Genomic DNA, 20,220 nt, shown 5'->3' with positions numbered 1-20,220 from the left:
CACCTGCGACCGTCGCCTGTCCACGACGGACGCTGAGACGATCACCACGGCCGCGGACCGGCCCGGTCACCCGGCCGATCGGGGTCATGCTCACGACGCGGGACGTGCCGGCTAGCCGTCCGAACCGGACCTGCCGAGCTGCTGCGCGATGGTGCCGAGCAGCTGGTTCCACGAGTCCTCGAACTTCTGTACCCCCTGGGTCTCCAGAGTCTCGATCACGTCGTCGAGGTCCACGCCGACGGCGGCCAGCGCGGCGAACACGCCACGGGCGTCGTCGTAGTACGGGCGGATGGTCTCCCCGCGGACCGTCCCGTGGTCGGCGAACGCCTGCAGGGTCGCCTCGGGCATGGTGTTGACGGTGCCGGGCGCGATCAGCTCGGAGACGTAGATCGTGTCCGGCAGGGACGGGTCCTTCGTCGAGGTGGACGCCCACAGCGGCCGCTGTGGCTTCGCGCCCTGCGCGGCCAGCGCCTGCCACCGAGGGGTGGCGAACGCCTTCTCGTACCGTTCGTAGGCCAACCGGGCATTCGCGATCGCCGTCTTCGCGTGCAGCGCCTTCGCCTCCGGCGTGCCGATCTTCTCCAGCCGGGCGTCGACCTCGGAGTCGACCCGGCTGACGAAGAACGACGCGACCGAGGCCAGGTCGCTGACGTCCCGGCCGGCCTCGATCGCCTGCTCGACACCTGCGATGAACGCCTCGATGACGGCGTCGTAGCGGTCCAGGCCGAAGATCAGCGTGACGTTCACGCTGATGCCCTGAGCGAGGGTCTCGGTGATCGCCGGCAGCCCGTCCTGGGTGGCCGGGATCTTGATGAACAGGTTGGGCCGGTCCACCAGCCACCACAGCGCGCGGGCCTCGGCGACGGTGCGCTCGGCCTCGTGGGCCAGGCGGGGGTCGACCTCGAGGGACACCCGCCCGTCGACCCCGCCGGAGGCGTCGTAGACGCCGCGCAGCACGTCGCAGGCGTCACGGACGTCCGCGGCGGTGATCGCGCGCACCGCCTCGCCGACGTCGACACCGCGGACCTTCAGGTCGCGTAGCTGCTCGTTGTACAGGTCGCTGGACGCAATCGCCTTCTGGAAGATCGTCGGATTGCTGGTGACACCGACGACGCTGCGGTTGGCGACCAGATCGGCGAGGTTGCCGGTGCGCAGCCGGTCCCGGCTGATGTCGTCCAACCAGACCGCCACTCCGGCGGCCGAGAGCTCGGACAGGGGGTTGCTCATCAGGCTTTGGTTCCTCTCCGCGGGCGGTGAACGTCCACAACAGGTCAAGCCGTTCTCGGTGCCGGTGATGCCCGTCGCCGGGAATCGGTTCCGGTGCGCCGCCGACCGGCGCGCGGCNCAGGCCGGCTCCGACCTGACGCCCGCCGGGTGCACCCCTGTGGGCACTACCCCGTCGCGCCGGCTCCATCCCAGTCTGGTTCCAGTCTGATCCCCATCTGTTCGGCTCTGTGACGCGCGGGTAGCGGTTGGAAGAACACCCGGCGTGAACTGGCAGGACGGCACTCGTGAGACACACCACGCCGGGCCTGGGCCGCGGGCGGGACGACCCCGTCCGGTGGCCCGGCCGGCTGGACGCGCGACCGGCGACGTGATCCAGACCGCACCGTCCGCTGCCCGGTGCGGGTGCGGCCGCCGCGCGTGCGCCCCAATCCGGCGGCTAGACTCCGACACGTCGTAGAACACCGTCCGCTCCGTCCCCGGGGCTCCGTACAGTGCGGGTCGTCCGCCGATCCCGCCGATCGCGAGGTCGCTCTGTCTACCGAGGCCGCCCTTCGTCGCCGGCACGTCACCACACGCGGACCGGTGCGGTCGGGCACCTCTCCGTCGGTGATCGCCGCAACCACGCTCCCGCCTGCCCCGGACCATGTCCCGGCCCAGGGTGCCCCCGACCCCGCGGACGCCCCGCGCCCCGAGACCGCACCGACCGAGGCAGCCATGCCGTCCCCCGCGAACGCGACACCCACCGGTAGCGCGATCTCCGGTGGGGTCGGACTCTCGAACGGTGTCGCGAAGCCCGCCGGAACCGGCCGCTCGAACGGGGTCGCGGTCTCGAATGGCACGGCGGTCTCGAACGGGGTCGCGGTCTCGAACGGCACCGCGAAGTCGAACGGCACCGCGAAGTCCAACGGCACGGCGGCCTCCCCGGTCGGCGCCGTCATGTCGAACGTGACGGTGATTCCCCACGGTTCGACCGCCGCGTCACGCGTCGGATCCGGCTCGAACGGCACGTCCGGCTCGAACGGCACGTCCGGCTCGAACGGAACCGCTTCCCCCACAGCGACCCACCGCTCCGGTTCTCCCACGGCGACCCATCGCTCCGGTTCCCCCACGGNGGCGTCGAACGGCACGGCGGCCGCCCACGCGGCGCCCGCCGCCGCGGTGCCGCCCGTCGCGAGTGGGTTCGCCGCGGTGAACGCGAAGATCCGCGCCTACGTCGCGCTCATGAAGCTGCGCGTGGTCGAGTTGCTGCTCATCACCACCGTGCCGGTGATGATGCTCGCGGACCGGGGGATGCCCTCGCTCTGGTTGATCGCCGTCACCCTCGTCGCCGGCACCCTGGCGGCCGGCAGCGCCAACACGATCAACTGTTACGTCGACCGGGACATCGACCAGGTCATGGCCCGCACCAAGCGGCGCCCCCTGGTCCGTGCCACCGTCACCCCGACCGAGGCGCTCGTCTTCGGCATCGCCATCGGCATCGTCTCGACGCTGATGTTCGGCCTGCTGGTGAACTGGCCGTCGGCGCTGCTCGCGGACGGCGCGATCGCCTTCTACGTCTTCGTCTACACCCTCGGGCTCAAGCGCCGTACCCCGTCGAACATCGTCATCGGCGGCGCGGCCGGCTGCTTCCCGGTCCTCATCGGCTGGTCCGCGGTCACCGGCACCGTGGGCTGGTCGGCGGTGCTGCTGTTCGCCGTGGTGTTCTTCTGGACCCCGCCGCACTTCTGGGCGCTGGCGATGAAGTTCCGCGACGACTACGCCGCGGCCGGCATCCCGATGCTGCCCGTCGTCGCCCCCGTCGAGGTGGTGACCCGGCGCATCCTCGGCTACTCGTACGCGATGGTGGCCGCCTCGCTCGCGCTGGTCCCGGTGGCCCACACCGGCCCGGTGTACCTGGTGTCCGCCGTGGTCGTCGGCGCCTGGTTCCTCGCCGAGGCGCACCGCATCGACCGCCGGACCCGCCGCGGCGACGATCCCCGCCCCATGCGTCTGTTCCACATGTCGATCACCTACCTGACGCTGCTGTTCGTCGCGATCGCGGTCACCGCCGTCGTCTGACCCCCGCTCCGCCTCGGATCCCACCGATCCGACTCCCCAGACGCGCCGACCGCACACCCGCGGCCGGCGCGTCTGGCCTTCGGGGGCGCTCGGGTTCCGCGGAACACTTCGCGGTCCCACCGGCAGCGTTTCCCGCAGAAATGATCAGCCGTCTCGCCGCAGACCAGGCCGCGGCGAACTGTTCGCTCGGGTTGCGACCTCTCCGGACGAGGCGCCAGAAAGCACAACGGCACGAGGCCACGGCTCGGCCGTTCTTACCGGACGGACGGCGCCGTCTGCGAGCTGTCAGCAGTCAGCAGTCAGCCGGTGCGTGCGGTTCGGGCGGCCGCCAGATTCTCCCGGATCGTTGCCGTGACTGGATGGTCCTGACCCAGGACACGCACGCTTTCGGTGAGGGTCTGTTCGTGCAGGGCGATGGCCTCATCGAGGCGTCCCACCGACCGGTAGGCGCCGGCGAGGTTGTGGCGGCTGGTCAGGGTGTCAGGGTGGTCGGGTCCCGGGTGAGGTTCTCGTCTGATCCGTCCTGGTCGGAGTGGCGGTCGAGGGCGGTGCGGAGGTGGGGAAGCACAGTGCGCCAGCGGGGCCAGTTCTCCGGGTGCCCGGCAATGCCTGCCGGCAGGGTCGCGCGCAGGAGGTGGATGAGGGTGGCGTCGGTGGTGGTGTGCTGGTCGGGGGTCATCGTGGTGCGGACGGCGGCGGAGGTGAGCCGGTGCACGGTGAGAGTGGGCCCGTCGCGGCGGGTGAGCCCGTAGTCGACGAGCGCGCCAACCGTGTCCGCCCAGGCCAGGGGATCGGCCGCCGCGTCGTGGAGGGGGCCGGCGGGTAGTTCGTCGATGTTGTCGCTGAAGAGGTCGAGGGGGATGGCCTCCGCGGCGCACGCCGCGCACAGTTCCAGCAGACCGACCGCGGCGGGCTGGTCGGCGCGCAGCCGTGCCAGGGAGAGGTCCCACAGGTTGGCGATCGTGATGCCGGGCCGGTCGGGCACCCACCCGCGGTGCAGCATGTCCCCGAGCCGCCCGCGCAGGAGCTGGGCGTAGTCGTCGGGCGGCATGCCGGTCTCGCCCAGGTAGCCGGCGGCCTGCTCCACGGCCAAGGGCAGGTCCCCGAGGAGTTGCGCGATCCGCCCGGCCGTCCCGGGGGCGAGCGCGGGGATCCGCCGGGTGAGCAGGTCGACCGCGTCGCGTCGGGGGNGCTCGGGCACGGCGATCTGGGTTCCGAAGCCGTCGAGGCCGGCGCGCCGCGAGGTGACGAGCAGCCGGCCGAAATGATCGGTCGGGCGGAACGGGCCGACCAGGGCCCGGTCCCCGATGTTGTCGAGGATGAGCAGCCAGCGCAGCCGTTCGCGCCGGAGCACGTCGAGGACGGCGGACCAGTCCGCGCCGTCGGGCAGGCCGAGGTGCACGCCGAGGTGCACGCCGAGGGTGGACACGTGCCCGGGGATGAGCTGTGGATCTTCGGTGGGTATCCACCAGACCAGGTCGTAGCTGTGTGAGTGGCGGTGGGCGTATTCGACGGCGAGGGCGGTTTTCCCGATCCCACCGAGGCCGTGCAGGGCGCAGACCGCGACCGTGCCCTCGTCGGTGAGTTGCTGGTCGAGCAGGTCGGCTCGGCCGGTGAAGTGGGCCAGCCGTGGGGGGACGTTCCACACGTCCGGCCGGCCGCCGGGGAACGACGGGCGGACCTGCACCGCCCGCCCGTCAGGCGGGAACGGTGGTGCGTCGCGTGGTTTCGCCCGGCCACCGGGGACCGGGCCAGTGCCGCCGCGCGGAGCAGTTCCGCCCGCGCCTGTCCCTCCGGGAGCGCGAACAGGTCTGTGGAGACCACCTGGGCGAGTAGTCCCGGCCGGTCGCAGTCGGCTACCCGCGTCACGAGAAGCTTGCGGGCCGCCCCGGACGGGTCCGCGGCCCACGCCGCCTGCCATTCGGCCTGGCCGTAGACCGAGCGGGTGTAGGCGTCGGAGAGCACCGCGATGGTCCGCGTCGCGCGCTGGGCCCCGTCGTGCATCCCGCCGACCCAGTTCGACCCGGGGCGAAGTCCCCCGCCTGGACCAGGACCCGGTAGGTGGCTTCTTCCAAGGTCCAGGCGATCCACTCGGCCCAGCCCCGGTCCGCCGCGGTGTAGGAGACGAAGAAGTCCCAACCGCCATCCCCGTCAGCCGACCCGCCCCCGCCGATCATCTGTTCAGTGTCCCATCGCACCCACACCGGACCATTCCAGTACGGGAACCGACACCTACAGTGCTCGACAGGAGGATGTACCTGGGTTGGCTCGACGAGGCACGAGAGAGGGCGACGACCTCTCCCACGATCGGAGTCGGGNCATGCCGGCGTGACGTGGGTTGGACGGTTCAGCGGTCCGGCCCGGCCGCACCGCCCTGCCCGAGGCGTCCGGNCTTCGGTCGACGGACCTGGGTTTCAGCCCAGCTTCTCGCCGTACACGTGGTCGACCGCCATTCTCATGAGCACCCGGCGGTCGGACACCATCACCGACCGGTACTCGTCCCAGTCCGGGTGCTCCCCGGCGGCGCTGCGGTAGTAGTGCACCAGCGCCTCGACCTCGGGGCCGCGGGGGTCCGTCCCCGGTCCGGTGAGCGTCGCCGTGCCCTCGGCGGTGNCCCAGGCGCGGCCGTCCGGGCTGGTGACCTCCAGGGTGGCGCGCGGATCCCGACGCAGGTTTGCCGTCTTGGCTCGCCCTTCGGTCATCGAGACGTAGAGGACCTCCGCCTCACGGTCGAAGTNGGGCTGGACGGGAGAAAGCTGAGGACGGCCGTCGGCCTTGATCGTGGCAAGGACACCGAGTCGACTCTCCGCGAGCAGCACCCGCGGGTCGAAGGGCGTGATGGTCATGTGCGTGCCCAACCTCCGCCCGTCCGCCCCCTATTCCTGACGGCGCGGGCCCCACACGGTCGGGGCGCGCTCCGTCGGCCGGTCAGTACCAGGCGCGTTCGGTCGGCCGGTCAGTACCCGGTGCGGTCCTCGGTCAGGGGCGGGGCGCGCCGACGGGCTGGCGGCCCGGCGTCCCTGGGGCCTCTGCCGGAGCGGGCTGGGCCCCTGCTCCGGGCACGGGCGCGGCGACCTGGGCCGGCGAGGCCGGCGCCACGAATGCCGGGGCCGCGTCGGTCGGTGTCGCCATGTCGGTCGGTGTCGCCGCGCCGGCGGTCGCCAGGGCCGGGCGGGTGACCATGGAGAGCCACAGGCGCAGCGCGACGACCCACATGATGGTGGCGCCGGTCATGTGCAGGGCGACGAGGCCGGAGGGGACGCCGAGGAAGTACTGGGCGAAGCCGATGCCGGCCTGCGCGACGACCACGGCGATCAGGACGAGCGAGTCGCGTCGGGCGGCCACGGGGGCGGCGGTGACCCGCACCGCGAACGCCATCGCCGCGACCAGGCCGGTCAGCAGCATCGCGCCGTCGGCGTGGAGCTGGGAGACGTTGACGATGTCGAAGCCGAAGCGGGCGGGGTGCTCGCTGTCGCCGCTGTGCGGGCCGGTCCCGGTCACCACCGTGCCGAGGACGAGGACGCCGGCCGAGACGACGACGAGCAGCCGGGCCAGCCACAGCAGCGCGGGGGCGACCGCCGGGGTCACCGCGCCGGCGCCCTGGCGGGCGCGGCGGTCGAGGACGACGGCGTTCCACAGCAGCACCATGGACAGCAGGAAGTGGCCGGCGACGGTCGTCGGGTTCAGCTTCGTCAGGACCGTGATGCCGCCCAGCACCGCCTGGCCGAGGTAGCCCAGCCACAGGCCGAACGACAGCAGGGTCAGGTCCCGGCGGCGGCCGTCGCGCAGGCGCAGCGCCATGATCGGGGTGATGAGCACCACCAGCCCGACGACCAGCCCGACGACCCGGTTGCCGAACTCGATCGCGCCGTGCAGGGCGTACTCGGAGTGCGGCGTGAACGANCCGTCGCCGCACTGCGGCCACGTCGGGCAGCCCAGGCCGGAGCCGCTGAGCCNGACGACTCCGCCGCTGACCACGATCAGGGACAGCGCGAAGACGTTGAGCGCGGTGACGACCTGGAACGCGCGCCGGCTGACGAGCGGCAATCTCCGACGCGTTGTAGAAGCTGGCACGGGTGCCATAGTAACGCCCGGTGCGCCCACGACTCGCCGGTCGGACGCCGGGCCGCCCGGTCGGGTCATACGCGGGGATCGGGTCATTCCCGGCAGTCGGTTATGCGCGGCGGCCGGGTCATGCGCGGCGGCCGGGTCATGCGCGGCGGTCGGTTATTCCCAGCGGAAGGTGCGGGCGGCCAGGCCCAGGGTCACCACGGCCCACACCGCGAGCACGACCAGGTTGCGGACCCCGGGGCCGGAACCGTCGGCGAGGACGTCGCGCAGCCCGTCCGACAGTGCGGCGGTGGGCAGCACCTCGGCGATCGCCCGCAGCCAGCCGGGCAGCTTCGACAGCGGGAAGACCACCCCGCCGATCAGCAGCAACAGCAGGTAGACGCCGTTGGCAGCGGCAAGCGTCGCCTCGGCGCGCAGGGTGCCGGCCATGAGCAGACCGAGCCCGGAGAAGGCGGCCGTGCCGAGCACGAGCAGCGCCAGCACGGACGGCACGGCGCCCGCCCCGCCGCTGGGATCCCAGCCGAGCGCGAAGCCGACCGCGACCAGCAGGACGAGCTGGATGACCTCGACGGCGAGCACCGCCGCGGTCTTGCCGGCGAGCAGGATCGAGCGGGGCAGGGGCGTCGCGCCGAGGCGCTTGAGCACCCCGTAGGAGCGTTCGAAGCCGGTGGCGATCGCCTGGCCGGTGAACGCGGTCGACATCACCGCGAGCGCCAGCACCCCGGGGACGAGGAAGTCCACCGACTTCTCGGTGTCGCTCGGGAGCACGTCCACGGCGGTGAAGAAGGCGAGCAGGCCGACCGGTATGATCATGGTCAGCAGCACGGACTCGCCGCGGCGCAGGGTGAGGATCAGTTCGAGTCGGGTCTGCGCGGCGAACATCCGGGCGCGGGTGGCCGCCGCCGGCGCCGGGCGCAGGTCGAGCAGGCCGGCGCGGCCCCGGCCAGCGGGTCCCCGGGTGCCGGGCCCGGCGGCGTCGGTGGCGGTCATGAGCCCAGCTCCGAACCGGTCAGCTCCACGAAGACGTCCTCCAGCGTTCGTTGCTCCACCCGGAGATCCTCCGCGAGCACGCCGTTGCCGGCGCACCAGGCGGTCACCGCGGCGAGCAGCTGCGGGTCGACCGTGCCCTGAACCAGGTAGTGCCCGGTCGGTCCCTCGTGGGCGGTGGTGCCGTCCGGCAGCGCGAGCAGCAGCTTGCCGAGCTCCAGGCCGGTGGGGGCACGGAAGCGCAACTGGCCCTCGGCGCCGCCGCGGGTGAGCTCCGCGGGCGAGCCGACGGCCACGACCCGACCGCGGTTGATGATGATCACCTGGTCGGCGAGGCGCTCGGCCTCGTCCATCGCGTGGGTGGTGAGCACGACGGTGACGCCGGCCGTGCGCAGCTCCTCGATGAGCTCCCAGGTGGTGCGCCGACCCGCGACGTCCAGCCCGGCCGTCGGCTCGTCGAGGAACACCAGCTCGGGGCGGCCGACCACGGCCATCGCCAGCGACAGCCGCTGCTGCTGGCCGCCGGACAGCCGGCGGAACGGGGTGCCGGCGGAGTCGGTCAGACCGAGCCGGTCCAGCAGCGCCGCGGGATCGAGCGGGTGGCGATGGTGCGCGGCGACCAGCCGCAGCATCTCCCCGGCCCGGGCGCCCNGGTACATCCCGCCGGCCTGGAGCATCACGCCGACCCGGGGCCGCAGGGCGACCGCGTCCACGATCGGGTCACGGCCCAGGATGCGGACCTCGCCCGCGTCGGCCCGGCGGAAGCCCTCGCAGATCTCCACCGTCGTCGTCTTGCCGGCGCCGTTGGGGCCCAGCAGCGCCGTCACCGAGCCGACCGGGACGCCCAGCGACAAGCCGTCGACCGCGCGGATCCGGCCATCGGGGGAGGCTGCCCGCCCCGCCGACGCCGCGAGCGTGGCGGGCGTCGTCGAGACCTCGGCGAACGGCGCGGGCCGCAGAGCCGGCGCGGCGGAGCTGCGGCGGCCACGTCGACCGGGGCCCCGGGAGCCCTCGCCGCGCGCGGTCCCGGACCGGGAGGGAATGGATCGCGCGGAGTAGGTCTTCACGAGGCCATTGACGCTGACTGCCAGGATCTCGGCCACCTGGCGATCCTACGGATCCGACCGGGGGGAAGGGGGGTCGGTACCTGCCACCTCGGAGCCGACCCGCCGGTCGGACACCCTCAACTTCGCTGCTGCGGCGGCCGGATGGGCAGGACGCGGCGCCGTGCGCCGACCGCCACCGGCTCGCCCGGCTCCACCAACGCGCCCCAGGCGCCGAGCCGTTCATAGAGCATCGACGGCGTCGTGCTGTACAGGCGCGACAGGGACTGCAGGTCGGAGCGGCGTAGCCGCAGGATGTCGCGGGAGCTGTCCGAGCGCAGGACCTGCACGATCGCGATCCAGCGTCGCAGCGGGCCGGTCCGGGTCGGCGGCAGTTTGCGCAGTCGGCGCAGATCGATGACGAGTGGGGGAAGGTGGTCGACGTCACGGCGGTCGGCTGCCGGCGGGACCAGCAGGGTCGCGGGAACGTCGTACAACTCGGCGAGCTCGACGAGCCGGTGCACCCGCAGGGTGCGGGAGCCTCGTTCGTAGGCCCCCAGAGTTCCCGCGGTCCACCGGCCGTGGGTGCGCTCCTGGACATCCAGCAGCGACATGCCACGCCGGTTGCGCGCCGCGCGAAGCCGGCGCCCGAGCTCCAGGGCGTAGTCCGCCTCGGTCACGGTCTCCGTCCGGGTCAGGTCGACAGGAGACGCCAACCGCCCCCAGTGACAGCCTGTCAGGCATCGGTGCGCCTGACAGCCGNTTCGACCAAGAAGGCGCGAGGGAATGTGGCCCTGGCGTGCTCCCGTGAATGCGGGGTGCAGCAGATCTCGGGGCCGCACCGCCGTAGAAGTGGCGCTAGGTGACCGACTTGCGCCCCTTGTCGTGATGGCAGTCGGGGGTGAAACCGGCGGCGCGGCGGCNGGCCCTGCGCCCGTTTGTCGATCGCTGAAGCAGGTCAGCGAGGTGCGTCGGGGTCGTCGAGGTCGTCGGTGTCGTCGAGGTCGTCGGCCCAGCCGCGGGCGCGGTCGACGGCGGAGCGCCACCGGCGGTAGGCACGGTCGCGCCGGGCGGCCGGCATCGCCGGGTGGTAGCGCCGCTCGCTGCGCCGGTGCGTGGCCAGCGCGGCGGGGTCGGTGAAGAAGCCGGTGGCCAGGCCCGCCAGGTACGCCGAGCCAAGCGCCGTGGTCTCGATGTTGTCGGGCACGTCGACGTCGACGCCGAGCATGTCGGCCTGGAACTGCATGAGCCACGGGTTGCGCGCGGCCCCGCCGTCCGCGCGCAGCTCCCGCACGGCGAAGCCGGCGGTGGCCATCGCCTCGACGACGTCGCGGGTCCGGTAGGCGATCCCCTCCAGCACCGCGCGGGCCAGGTGCGCCCGGCCGGTGCCGCGGGTGATCCCCAGCAGGGTGCCGCGGGCGCGTGGATCCCAGTGCGGCGCGCCGAGGCCGGTCAGCGCCGGGACGAAGTAGACGCCGTCGTTGCCGGACAGCGACGCGGCGAGGTGCGCCGTCTCGGCGGCGTCCCGGATGACCCCGAGGGAGTCGCGCAGCCAGCCGACGGCCGCGCCGGTGGACAGGATCGCGCCCTCCAGGGCGTAGCGCACGGGCTCGCCGTCGAGCTGGTAGGCGATGGTCCGCAGCAGCGACGACTGCGGCGGCGGCACCGCCGTCCCGGTGTTGACCAGGACGAACGAGCCGGTGCCGTAGGTGTTCTTGGCCTGCCCCGCCTCGACGCAGCCCTGGGCGAACAGGGCGGCCTGCTGGTCGCCGACGGCGGCGGCGACCGGGATCCGCACGCCGAGGAAGGCGTCCGGGTCGGTCTCGGCGTAGACCCGGGAGCTCGGCACCACCTCGGGCAGCACCTCGGCGGGCACGCCGAACAGGTCCAGCATGTCGGGAGCCCAGGCCGCGGCGGCGAGGTCGAGCAGCAGCGTCCGGGACGCGTTGGTGACGTCGGTGACGTGGACGGCGCCGGCGGTCAGCTTCCACACCAGCCAGGAGTCGACGGTGCCGAAGGCGATCTCGCCGCGGCCGGCCCGCCGGCGCAGCACCGGGTCCCGGTCCAGGATCCAGCCGATCTTCGTGGCGGAGAAGTACGGGTCGAGGACCAGGCCGGTGCNGGCGCCGACCACGCCCGCGTGCCCGTCGGCGGCCAGGCGCTCGCAGCGCGCGGCCGTGCGCCGGTCCTGCCAGACGATCGCCGGACCGACCGGGGCGGAGGAGGACCGCTCCCACAGCACGGTGGTCTCCCGCTGGTTGGTNATGCCCAGCGCGGCCAGGTCCGCGGGGCGGCGACCGGCGTCGACCAGCGCCGCGGCGACGGTGTCGACGACGCTGCGCCACAGCTCGTCGGGGTCCTGCTCGACCCAGCCGGGCCGGGGGAACCGGGGGTGGATCTCGGTGTAGCCGCGCCCGACGACCGTCCCGTCCCGGTCGAGCAGGCAGACGGTGGTCCCGGTGGTGCCCTGGTCGACCGCGGCGACCACGCTGCCCCGCGCCGGTGTGCCCATCGTCGCCTCCCGCCCTGTGTGCGCCGTCCCGCCGATCTTGCCGCAATCCGCGGGATCGGGCATGGCGCCATGCCCGGACGCCGGGCGGCGCGGACGACGGTCAGCCGAGGCGGGTGGTCAGCCGAGGCGGGTGGTCAGCGCAGACGGCGGTCAGTGCAGGCGGGTGGTCTGCCGGGGCGGCGGTCAGCCGAGGCTGGACAGGTCGACGGCGGAGCCGGGCGGGGTGACGGCGGCGGTCGGCCCGAAGTCGTCGAAGGTCATCTGGTTGGTGGAGCTGCCCGCGACGGTGATCCGCAGGGGGTAGGTGGGGCCGGTGTTCGCGACGACGAAGGCCGTGCCGTCGGGGGCCGCGGCCCGCACCGTCCGGGCGTCGCCGACCTTCTCCCGCCGCACGTCGCCGGTGAGCCCGACGAGGTAGCTGCCCAGGGAGTCGCTGAGCTTGCCGAGGGTGAAGTAGCTGTACTTGGCGGCGTCGGCGGGCGCGAGCCGGACCCACCGGTCGGCGAGCAGGTCCGCGGCGTCGCCGTCGCCCGTCGCCGTGTAGAAGGAGCGGCCGCGGCGGACGTAGGTGTCGTTGTTGATTTTGACGAGCTGGGTCCGCTGGCCGTACTCCTCGATGGTGCCCCGGGTCGTCGTGGCGGACATCACCAGGTCGTAGCGGCCGGGGGAGTCGGAGCTGGGATCCTCCTCGCTGCCCACCACGTGCACTCCGGGGGCGGAGCGCAGCGCCGTGAGCGCGCGGGAGCCGACCTCGGCGGCCGGCAGCTTCTCCAGGCCGTTGGTCTTCTCGCCCCCGCCGCCGCAGGCCGCGGCCGCGCCGAGCGCGAGCAGCAGGCCGAGCCCGAGCAGGGTCCGCCCGATCGCGCCGCACCGTGGTCGAGCCCGCATCCGTCCGCCGCCTCCCCGTCCGAGGTCCGCCGGGGGATGGGCGTCCGCAGGGACGACCCGCCCGGTGGTGNCGCAAGTCTGGCATCACGCCGCCAGCGGTGGCCGACCGCCTATCAGCCGTGGGTAGATGTTGTGCGGAGCCGGAGTGCGACCGGCACCGGCACGGCTCGGGACGGCACAGCTCGTGACGGAAGGCCCTGCGACGGAAGGTCCTGTGACGGAGATCGCCTCGGGGTGGACCTGATCGGGGGCCCTCGGTTCGACCTCGTCCCGTAAATAGGGCACACTAGCGTTGTGAAAAACGACCACGATGCCTCGGGCGGGACGGCCGACGGCCGCACCCGCGACCGGGTCGTGCGTCTGCTGCTGGAGGGCGGGTCGGCCACCGCGGCCGAGCTGTCCCGGCAGCTCGGCGTGTCCCCGGCGGGCATCCGCCGGCACCTGGACGCCATGGTCGGGGACGGCATCATCACCCCGACCGAGAGCCGGTCCCGCGAGCCGCGGGGCCGCGGCCGTCCGGCCAAGCGCTACGCCCTCACCGAGGCCGGCCACCGCGCCGGCCCGACGGCGTACTCCGATCTCGCGGCCGGCGCGCTGAGGTTCCTCGCGGAGGTCGTCGGGCCCTCGGCCGTGAGCCAGTTCGCCGAGGGCCGGGCCTCCGACCTGGAGCGTCGGGTGCGCTCCGCGGTCGTCGCGGCGGAGCCGGCCGATCGGCCGGCGGCGCTGGCCGAGGCGATGACGGCCGCCGGCTACACGGCCAGCGTCTCGGAGCTGCCGACCGGCCTGCAGATCTGCCAGCACCACTGCCCGGTCCAGTTCGTCGCGGAGCGCTTCCCCGCGCTGTGCGACGCCGAGACCGCGGCGCTCGCCCGGGTCCTCGACACCCACGTGCAGCGCCTGGCGACGATCGCCCACGGCGACGGCGTCTGCACGACGCACATTCCCGTGGGCGCGGCGCCGGGACCCGATCCGCATGGTCCGTCCGACCAGGACGTGTCCCGTGCTGGCGGGTTCCGTGCTGGCGGGTCCCGCGAAGGCGGGTTCCGCGTAGGCGGGTCGCAGCCGCCCGTGTCCGACCGGGACCCCGCACCCGCGCCCCCGACCTGTCCACCGTCCCCGTCTTCGGAGGGTTCCGCCCTATGACAACCTCTGCCGAGACCGCCCTCGAAGGCCTTGGTTCCTACAAGTTCGGCTGGGCTGACACCGACGCCTACGCCGACGACGTCCAGCGCGGCCTTTCCGAGGCGGTCGTCCGCGGCATCTCGGCGAAGAAGTCCGAGCCGTCGTGGATGACCGACCTACGCCTGAAGGGGCTGCGGCTGTTCGAGCGCAAGCCGATGCCGACCTGGGGCGCAGACCTCTCCGGCATCGACTTCGACAACATCAAGTACTTTGTCCGCTCGACGGAGAAGCAGGCCGCCGAGTGGGAGGACCTGCCCGAGGACATCAAGGCGACCTACGACAAGCTCGGTATCCCGGAGGCNGAGAAGCAGCGCCTCGTCTCGGGTGTCGCCGCGCAGTACGAGTCCGAGGTCGTCTACCACAAGATCCGTGAGGACCTCGAGGAGCAGGGCGTCATCTTCCTGGACACCGACTCCGGCCTGCGTGAGCACCCGGAGNTGTTCCAGGAGTACTTCGGCTCGGTGATCCCGGTCGGCGACAACAAGTTCGCCGCGCTGAACACGTCCGTGTGGTCGGGTGGGTCGTTCATCTACGTGCCGCCGGGCGTGCAGGTGGAGATCCCGCTGCAGGCCTACTTCCGGATCAACACCGAGAACATGGGCCAGTTCGAGCGGACCTTGATCATCGTCGACGAGGGTGCCTACGTGCACTACGTCGAGGGCTGCACCGCGCCGGTCTACTCCTCGGACTCGCTNCACTCGGCGGTCGTCGAGATCATCGTGAAGAAGAACGCGCGCTGCCGGTACACGACCATCCAGAACTGGTCGAACAACGTCTACAACCTGGTCACCAAGCGGGCCGCCTGCCACGAGGGCGCCACCATGGAGTGGGTCGACGGCAACATCGGCTCCAAGGTGACGATGAAGTACCCGGCCGTGTGGCTGCTCGGCGAGCACGCCAAGGGCGAGGTCCTCTCGATCGCCTTCGCCGGTGCCGGCCAGCACCAGGACGCCGGCGCCAAGATGGTGCACGCCGCGCCCCGCACGTCGTCGACGATCATCTCGAAGTCGGTGGCCCGCGGCGGCGGCCGCACCTCCTACCGCGGCCTCGTGCAGATCAACGAGGGCTCCGCGGCGTCGAGGTCGACGGTCAAGTGCGACGCGCTGCTCGTCGACACCGTCAGCCGCTCGGACACCTACCCCTACGTCGACGTGCGCGAGGACGACGCCTCCATCGGCCACGAGGCCAGCGTCTCCAAGGTCGGCGCGGACCAGCTCTTCTACCTGATGAGCCGCGGCCTGTCGGAGGAGGAGGCGATGGCGATGATCGTGCGCGGCTTCGTCGAGCCCATCGCCCGCGAACTGCCGATGGAGTACGCCCTCGAACTGAACCGGCTCATCGAGCTGCAGATGGAAGGTGCGGTCGGCTGATGGTCGTCATCGATGCCACCGGGCGCCCCCCGATGGCCTCCGGAGCCGTGCCCCGCCCGGTGCGATCGCGCAACCCGCTCGACCACGACGTGCCCACCGGCCGCGAGGAGGCGTGGCGGTTCACTCCGCTGCGCCGGCTGCGCGGCCTGCTCACCGGCCCGGACGCCGACGGGAAGGTCTCCGTGACCGTCTCCGCGCCGGCCGGGATCGCCGTGGAGCAGCTCGACGCCGCCGACCCGCGGATCGGCCGGTCGTACACGCCCGCCGACCGGGTCGCCGCGTTCGCGCTGGCCCGGGCGGGCGGTGCCACGGCCATCACCATCCCGGCCGAGGCCGCCACGGCCGAGCCCGTGGTCGTGCACCTGCACGGCGAGAGCCCCCGGGCCGCGGCCGGCACCGCCGCCGGGGTCGCCTACGGTCACCTGCTCGTCGAGATCGGCCCGTTCGCGTCGGCCACCGTCGTGCTCGACCACACCGGCAGCGCCACCTACGCCGGCAACGTCGAGGTCCACGTCGGCCACGGCGCCTCGCTGACCTTCGTGTCCCTGCAGGACTGGGACGCGGGCGCGGTGCACGTCGGTGCGCACGCCTACTCGATCGGCCGCGACGCGAAGCTGCGCTCGTTCACCGTCACCCTCGGCGGCGACCTGGTCCGGCTCAGCCCGACCGTCGACTACCGCGGCCCGGGTGGCGACGCCGAGCTCAACGGCGTGTTCTTCACCGACGCCGGCCAGCACCAGGAGCACCGGTTGCTCGTCANGCACACCCCGCGGTCGTGCNGCAGCCGGGTGACCTACAAGGGCGCTCTGCGCGGCGACGGGGCGCACTCGGTGTGGATCGGCGACGTCGTCATCAACGCCGACGCGGTCGACACCGACACCTACGAGCTCAACCGCAACCTGGTGCTCACCGACGGCGCCCGCGCCGACTCGGTGCCCAACCTGGAGATCCTCACCGGGGAGGTCGTCGGGGCCGGCCACGCCAGCGCCACCGGCCGCTTCGACGACGAGGCCCTGTTCTACCTGCAGTCCCGCGGCATCCCGCCGGCCGAGGCCCGCCGGCTCGTCGTGCACGGCTTCTTCGCCGAGGTCATCGACCGCATCGAGGTCGCCGACCTGCGTGACCGGATCATGGCGTCGGTCGCGGCCCGGCTGGGCGAGACGCCGGCCGAGGACGAGCCCGCGACGCCGGCCGGGGCCGAGACGGTGGGCGCATGAGCGCCGCCGCAGACTCCGCCGCCGACTCCGCGGCCGTGCCTCGCTGGCACCGGGTCTGCGCGCTGGCCGACCTGAAGGACGACACGGCGCTCGGCACCGAGATCGAGGGCGTGCCGGTGTGCGTCGTGCGCGCCGGGGAGCGCGTCTACGCGGTGCGCGACGAGTGCTCGCACGCCGACGTACAGCTCTCGCAGGGCGAGGTCGAGGACGGCAAGATCGAGTGCTGGCTGCACGGGTCCCAGTTCGACCTGGCCAGCGGCAAGGCGCTGACCCTGCCGGCGATCGACCCGGTGCCCACCTACGCAGTGACCATCGACGGCGACGACGTGCTCGTCGACGTCGCACATTCGAACCTGGAACGAGGGTGACGGCAGCGGTGTCGACCTTGGAGATTCGTAACCTGCACGTCTCGGTCGAGACGGAGGAGGGCCCGCGCGAGATCCTGCGCGGCGTCGACCTGACCGTCCGCACGGGCGAGACGCACGCGATCATGGGTCCGAACGGCTCGGGCAAGTCGACGCTGTCGTACTCGATCGCGGGCCACCCCAAGTACACCGTGACCGACGGCAGCATCACGCTCGACGGTGAGGACGTCCTCGCGCTGGGCGTCGACGCCCGCGCCCGCGCCGGGATCTTCCTGGCGATGCAGTACCCGGTGGAGATCCCCGGGGTGTCGGTGTCGAACTTCCTGCGCTCCTCGGCCACGGCCGTGCGCGGCGAGGCGCCGAAGCTGCGGACCTGGGTCAAGGAGGTCAAGGCCTCCATGGAGGCCCTGGAGATGGACCCGTCGTTCGCCGAGCGCGGCGTCAACGAGGGCTTCTCCGGTGGTGAGAAGAAGCGCCACGAGATCCTCCAGATGGCGCTGCTCAAGCCGAAGATCGCCGTGCTCGACGAGACCGACTCCGGCCTCGACGTCGACGCGCTGCGCATCGTCTCCGGCGGCATCGAGGCCGTGCGGGCCAAGGGGGAGACGGGCATCCTGCTCATCACCCACTACACCCGCATCCTGCGCTACATCAAGCCCGAGTTCGTGCACGTGATGGCGGCCGGGCGGATCGTCGACGAGGGCGNCCCGGAGCTCGCCGCCGNGCTGGAGGACTCCGGCTACGACCGTTACGTCAAGGGCGGCGGGGCCGCGGCGCCGGCGGGAGCGGGGGCGGTGTCATGACGCTCACCGAGTCGCTGATCGCCGGCGGCACACCGGGCGCCACAGGCTTCGACGTCGAGCAGGTCCGCAAGGACTTCCCGATCCTGGCCCGCACGGTGCACGACGACCTGCCGCTGGTCTACCTCGACAGCGCCGCCACCTCGCAGAAGCCGCTGGCCGTCCTGGACGCCGAGCGCGCCTACTACGAGCTGCACAACGCCAACGTGCACCGTGGCATCCACGTGCTCGCCGAGGAGGCCACCGGCCTGTACGAGGCGACGCGGGACAAGGTCGCCGCCTTCATCGGCGCGACCGACCGGCGCGAGGTCGTCTTCACGAAGAACTCCACCGAGGCGCTCAACCTCGTCGCCTACGCGATGAGCAACGCGGAGACCACCGGCGGGGAGGCGGAGCGGTTCCGGCTCGGCCCCGGCGACGAGATCGTCGTGACCGAGATGGAGCACCACTCCAACCTGGTGCCCTGGCAGATGCTCGCCCGGCGCACCGGCGCCACTCTGCGCTGGATCGGCCTGACCGACGACGGCCGGCTGAACCTCGACAACCTCGACGCGGTCATCACCGACCGGGCGAAGGTCGTCTCGATGGTCCACCAGTCGAACATCCTCGGCACGGTCAACCCGGTGGCGCGGATCGTCGCCCGGGCCCGCGAGGTCGGCGCGCTCACCGTCCTCGACGGNTCCCAGTCGGTGCCGCACATGCCGATCGACGTCGCCGAGCTCGGCGTGGACTTCCTGGCCTTCACCGGCCACAAGATGTGCGCGCCGACCGGCGTCGGGGTGCTCTGGGGGCGCTACGAGCTCCTGGAGGTCATGCCGCCCTTCCTCGGCGGCGGCGAGATGATCGAGATCGTCACGATGGAGGGGTCGACCTACGCGGCCCCGCCGCACCGCTTCGAGGCCGGCACCCCGATGATCAGCCAGGTCGTCGGGCTCGGCGCCGCCGTCGACTATCTGACGGCGCTGGGCATGCCGGCGATCGCCGCGCACGAGCACGCCGTCACCGCGTACGCCCTCGACGCGCTCGCCACCGTGCCCGGCACCCGGATCATCGGCCCGCCGACCGGCACCGACCGCGGCGGGGCGATCTCCTTCGTCCTGCACGACGACGCCGGCCGGGCGATTCACCCGCACGACGTCGGCCAGCTCCTCGACGAGCGCGGCATCGCCGTGCGCGTCGGCCACCACTGCGCCCGGCCGGTCTGCCTGCGTTTCGGCGTGCCGGCCACGACCCGGGCGTCGTTCCACCTGTACACGACGACCGGCGAGGTCGACGCGCTGGTGGAAGGTCTGCACGGGGTTCGGAGGTTCTTCTCGAGGTGAAGCTCGATTCCATGTACCAGGAGATCATCCTGGACCACTACCGCAATCCGCTGCACCGCGGCCTGCGCGACCCGTTCGACGCCGAGGTGCACCACGTCAACCCGACCTGCGGCGACGAGGTCACCCTGCGGGTGAAGGTCTCCGACGGGGTCGTCGAGGACGTCTCCTACGAGAGCGAGGGCTGCTCGATCAGCCAGGCCTCGGCGAGCGTCATGAGCGACCTGGTCATCGGCAAGAAGGTCGACGAGGCGCTGGAGCTCGAACGCGAGTTCCTCGCGCTGATGCAGTCGCGGGGCACCGCGGAGGGCAACGAGGACGTGCTGGAGGACGCCGTCGCGTTCGCCGGCGTCTCCAAGTACCCGGCGCGGGTCAAGTGCGCCCTGCTGTCCTGGATGGCCTGGAAGGACGCGACCGCCAAGGCCGTCGACCCGGCCGCCGCCGCCGCGCCCACCCCCGGCCTCGCGGCCCCGTCGCTGACGCCCGCCGCCGGTGCCGGCGCCGGCCCCGCCCTGGACGTACCCGAGCAGGAGAAGCCATGAGCGAAGTGGTAACCGACACCCGTGACGAGACGGCGGCGAGCGACGCCCCGGCGCAGCCGACCGGCGGCACCGAGACGCCCGCGCCAGCCACCGTCGCGGAGCGGGCCGCGGGCCTGGAACTCGCCGAGTTCGCCGACATCGAGGAGGCGATGCGCGACGTCGTCGACCCCGAGCTCGGCATCAACGTCGTCGACCTCGGGCTCGTCTACGGCATCCACGTCGCCGACGACAACACCGTCACCCTCGACATGACGCTGACCTCGGCGGCCTGCCCGCTGACCGACGTCATCGAGGACCAGACCCGCTCCGCGCTCGTCGACGGCCCGGACGGCCTCGTCGCCGGCGTGACGATCAACTGGGTCTGGATGCCCCCGTGGGGCCCTGACAAGATCACTGACGACGGCCGCGAGCAGCTGCGCGCCCTCGGCTTCAACGTCTGACCCGCCCAGCGAGCCGCCGCCGGTCTGGCCGGGATCGTCCTCCGGCCAGACCGGGCCGCCGCCCCGATCATCCGGGTTTCGCCGCAGCGCCTGCACGGCCCTGGGCGGCCGAATAAATGCCGGTGAACGGATTGACGTTCAGCCCCCGGCTTCGCTGAATATCGCCATCTCGATGTGAGCCTGGGCTGGAATCACCATG

The 20,220-nt window shown here is 72.7% G+C and carries 17 protein-coding genes and 16 pseudogenes; 15 read left to right on the top strand and 18 right to left on the bottom strand.

Features of this window, described 5'->3' with window-relative positions:
• Positions 1-111: 111 nt before the first annotated feature.
• A complete protein-coding gene (gene tal, locus FF86_RS10710; protein WP_044884730.1) occupies positions 112-1,227 on the bottom strand; it encodes a transaldolase in 1,116 nt (371 codons plus the stop codon).
• A 1,188-nt stretch (positions 1,228-2,415) separates the two neighbouring features.
• Here tal and FF86_RS10705 point away from each other — a divergent pair.
• Positions 2,416-3,285 carry a heme o synthase gene (locus FF86_RS10705; RefSeq protein ID WP_055408036.1) on the top strand — a complete coding sequence of 290 codons (870 nt, stop codon included), beginning with the start codon at positions 2,416-2,418 and terminating at the stop codon, positions 3,283-3,285.
• A gap of 299 nt (positions 3,286-3,584) precedes the next feature.
• On the opposite strand, the gene FF86_RS65800 is transcribed toward FF86_RS10705, so the two are convergent.
• The 17 genes and pseudogenes from FF86_RS65800 to FF86_RS45555 all read right to left on the bottom strand — a co-directional run.
• Entirely contained in the window at positions 3,585-3,803 is a 219-nt protein-coding gene (locus FF86_RS65800) for a tetratricopeptide repeat protein (protein WP_396229831.1), read from the bottom strand.
• Positions 3,758-4,475 (bottom strand): annotated as a pseudogene (locus FF86_RS35675) (hypothetical protein); the annotation flags it as partial. The pseudogene FF86_RS35675 and the gene FF86_RS65800, both read right to left, overlap by 46 nt.
• Before the next feature lies 1 nt (position 4,476).
• A partial coding sequence (locus FF86_RS64055; RefSeq protein WP_313954317.1) for an NB-ARC domain-containing protein occupies positions 4,477-5,206 on the bottom strand: 730 nt, incomplete at its 3' end.
• Positions 5,116-5,462, bottom strand: a pseudogene (locus FF86_RS45600) (toll/interleukin-1 receptor domain-containing protein); the annotation flags it as partial. The pseudogene FF86_RS45600 and the gene FF86_RS64055, both read right to left, overlap by 91 nt.
• Positions 5,463-5,699: 237 nt before the next feature.
• Positions 5,700-5,898 (bottom strand): annotated as a pseudogene (locus FF86_RS45595) (PPOX class F420-dependent oxidoreductase); the annotation flags it as partial.
• Between the two features lies 1 nt (position 5,899).
• A pseudogene (locus FF86_RS45590) lies at positions 5,900-6,022 on the bottom strand (PPOX class F420-dependent oxidoreductase); the annotation flags it as partial.
• A gap of 1 nt (position 6,023) precedes the next feature.
• A partial coding sequence (locus FF86_RS45585) for a pyridoxamine 5'-phosphate oxidase family protein (RefSeq protein WP_242418551.1) occupies positions 6,024-6,131 on the bottom strand: 108 nt, incomplete at its 3' end.
• 133 nt (positions 6,132-6,264) lie between these two features.
• Positions 6,265-7,188 (bottom strand): annotated as a pseudogene (locus FF86_RS10690) (COX15/CtaA family protein); the annotation flags it as partial.
• Between the two features lies 1 nt (position 7,189).
• Positions 7,190-7,241, bottom strand: a pseudogene (locus FF86_RS45580) (hypothetical protein); the annotation flags it as partial.
• A 1-nt stretch (position 7,242) separates the two neighbouring features.
• Positions 7,243-7,368: pseudogene (locus tag FF86_RS45575) on the bottom strand (heme A synthase); the annotation flags it as partial.
• A 144-nt stretch (positions 7,369-7,512) separates the two neighbouring features.
• Positions 7,513-8,346, bottom strand: a complete 834-nt coding sequence (locus tag FF86_RS10685) for an ABC transporter permease (RefSeq protein WP_044884727.1) — start codon at positions 8,344-8,346, stop codon at positions 7,513-7,515.
• A pseudogene (locus FF86_RS45570) lies at positions 8,343-8,994 on the bottom strand (ATP-binding cassette domain-containing protein); the annotation flags it as partial. The gene FF86_RS10685 and the pseudogene FF86_RS45570, both read right to left, overlap by 4 nt.
• A 1-nt stretch (position 8,995) precedes the next feature.
• On the bottom strand, positions 8,996-9,446 hold a 451-nt coding region (locus FF86_RS45565), incomplete at its 3' end, for an ATP-binding cassette domain-containing protein (protein WP_242418531.1).
• An 80-nt stretch (positions 9,447-9,526) separates the two neighbouring features.
• On the bottom strand, positions 9,527-10,066 hold the full coding sequence (locus FF86_RS10675; protein WP_044884777.1) for a transcriptional regulator: 540 nt from the start codon (positions 10,064-10,066) through the stop codon (positions 9,527-9,529).
• A 278-nt stretch (positions 10,067-10,344) separates the two neighbouring features.
• Positions 10,345-11,507, bottom strand: a pseudogene (locus FF86_RS10670) (FGGY family carbohydrate kinase); the annotation flags it as partial.
• 1 nt (position 11,508) lies between these two features.
• Positions 11,509-11,649 (bottom strand): annotated as a pseudogene (locus tag FF86_RS45560) (FGGY family carbohydrate kinase); the annotation flags it as partial.
• A gap of 1 nt (position 11,650) precedes the next feature.
• Positions 11,651-11,898, bottom strand: a 248-nt coding sequence (locus tag FF86_RS45555) for an FGGY family carbohydrate kinase (protein ID WP_242418530.1), incomplete at its 3' end; no start/stop codon positions are given.
• Between the two features lie 1,182 nt (positions 11,899-13,080).
• On the opposite strand from FF86_RS45555, the gene FF86_RS10660 reads away from it, so the two are divergent.
• The 14 genes and pseudogenes from FF86_RS10660 (at position 13,081) to FF86_RS10625 (ending at position 20,021) form a co-directional block, all read left to right on the top strand.
• The gene (locus FF86_RS10660; protein WP_044884724.1) at positions 13,081-13,929 is read left to right on the top strand and encodes a metalloregulator ArsR/SmtB family transcription factor; all 849 of its coding nucleotides are present in this window, start codon (positions 13,081-13,083) and stop codon (positions 13,927-13,929) included.
• Positions 13,926-14,269: pseudogene (locus tag FF86_RS45550) on the top strand (Fe-S cluster assembly protein SufB); the annotation flags it as partial. The gene FF86_RS10660 and the pseudogene FF86_RS45550, both read left to right, overlap by 4 nt.
• Position 14,270: 1 nt before the next feature.
• Positions 14,271-14,405, top strand: a pseudogene (locus FF86_RS45545) (hypothetical protein); the annotation flags it as partial.
• A 1-nt stretch (position 14,406) separates the two neighbouring features.
• A pseudogene (locus tag FF86_RS45540) lies at positions 14,407-14,662 on the top strand (Fe-S cluster assembly protein SufB); the annotation flags it as partial.
• 1 nt (position 14,663) lies between these two features.
• The coding region (gene sufB, locus FF86_RS45535; RefSeq protein WP_242418529.1) for a Fe-S cluster assembly protein SufB at positions 14,664-15,338 on the top strand (675 nt) is incomplete at its 5' end.
• Positions 15,338-16,097 (top strand): annotated as a pseudogene (locus FF86_RS45530) (SufB/SufD family protein); the annotation flags it as partial. The gene sufB and the pseudogene FF86_RS45530, both read left to right, overlap by 1 nt.
• Before the next feature lie 21 nt (positions 16,098-16,118).
• Positions 16,119-16,555: SufD family Fe-S cluster assembly protein (locus FF86_RS45520; protein ID WP_242418528.1), on the top strand; the 437-nt coding region annotated here is incomplete at its 5' end.
• A complete protein-coding gene (locus tag FF86_RS10645; protein WP_044884721.1) occupies positions 16,552-16,923 on the top strand; it encodes a non-heme iron oxygenase ferredoxin subunit in 372 nt (123 codons plus the stop codon). The genes FF86_RS45520 and FF86_RS10645, both read left to right, overlap by 4 nt.
• An 8-nt stretch (positions 16,924-16,931) precedes the next feature.
• Positions 16,932-17,625, top strand: a pseudogene (gene sufC, locus FF86_RS10640) (Fe-S cluster assembly ATPase SufC); the annotation flags it as partial.
• Positions 17,626-17,644: 19 nt separating this feature from the next.
• Positions 17,645-17,723 (top strand): hypothetical protein (locus tag FF86_RS62150; protein ID WP_255355755.1); only part of this gene is annotated, 79 nt, incomplete at its 5' end.
• A pseudogene (locus FF86_RS45515) lies at positions 17,720-18,399 on the top strand (aminotransferase class V-fold PLP-dependent enzyme); the annotation flags it as partial. The gene FF86_RS62150 and the pseudogene FF86_RS45515, both read left to right, overlap by 4 nt.
• Before the next feature lies 1 nt (position 18,400).
• A partial coding sequence (locus FF86_RS45510) for an aminotransferase class V-fold PLP-dependent enzyme (protein WP_242418527.1) occupies positions 18,401-19,042 on the top strand: 642 nt, incomplete at its 5' end.
• Positions 19,039-19,581 (top strand): Fe-S cluster assembly sulfur transfer protein SufU, encoded by a 543-nt coding sequence (sufU, locus tag FF86_RS10630; RefSeq protein ID WP_044884718.1) that lies wholly within the window; start codon positions 19,039-19,041, stop codon positions 19,579-19,581. The genes FF86_RS45510 and sufU, both read left to right, overlap by 4 nt.
• Complete coding sequence (locus FF86_RS10625) at positions 19,578-20,021, top strand: metal-sulfur cluster assembly factor (RefSeq protein ID WP_044884717.1); 444 nt, start codon at positions 19,578-19,580, stop codon at positions 20,019-20,021. Before sufU ends, FF86_RS10625 begins: the two co-directional genes overlap by 4 nt.
• Positions 20,022-20,220 lie beyond the last annotated feature (199 nt).

Source organism: Frankia sp. CpI1-P (assembly GCF_001421075.1).
In the GTDB taxonomy this organism is placed as follows: Bacteria; Actinomycetota; Actinomycetes; order Frankiales; family Frankiaceae; genus Frankia; species Frankia torreyi.
The sequence above is the reverse complement of the archived record's forward strand: the minus strand, read 5'-3'. Positions and strand labels throughout refer to the sequence as shown.

What these genes read in the sequence shown, in the direction of transcription:
- FF86_RS10685 (WP_044884727.1), bottom strand. Translation starts at nt 8,346, where the DNA reads ATGACCGCCACCGACGCCGCCGGGCCCGGCACCCGGGGACCCGCTGGC.
- FF86_RS10625 (WP_044884717.1), top strand. Translation starts at nt 19,578, where the DNA reads ATGAGCGAAGTGGTAACCGACACCCGTGACGAGACGGCGGCGAGCGAC.
- FF86_RS10645 (WP_044884721.1), top strand. Translation starts at nt 16,552, where the DNA reads ATGAGCGCCGCCGCAGACTCCGCCGCCGACTCCGCGGCCGTGCCTCGC.
- tal (WP_044884730.1), bottom strand. Translation starts at nt 1,227, where the DNA reads ATGAGCAACCCCCTGTCCGAGCTCTCGGCCGCCGGAGTGGCGGTCTGG.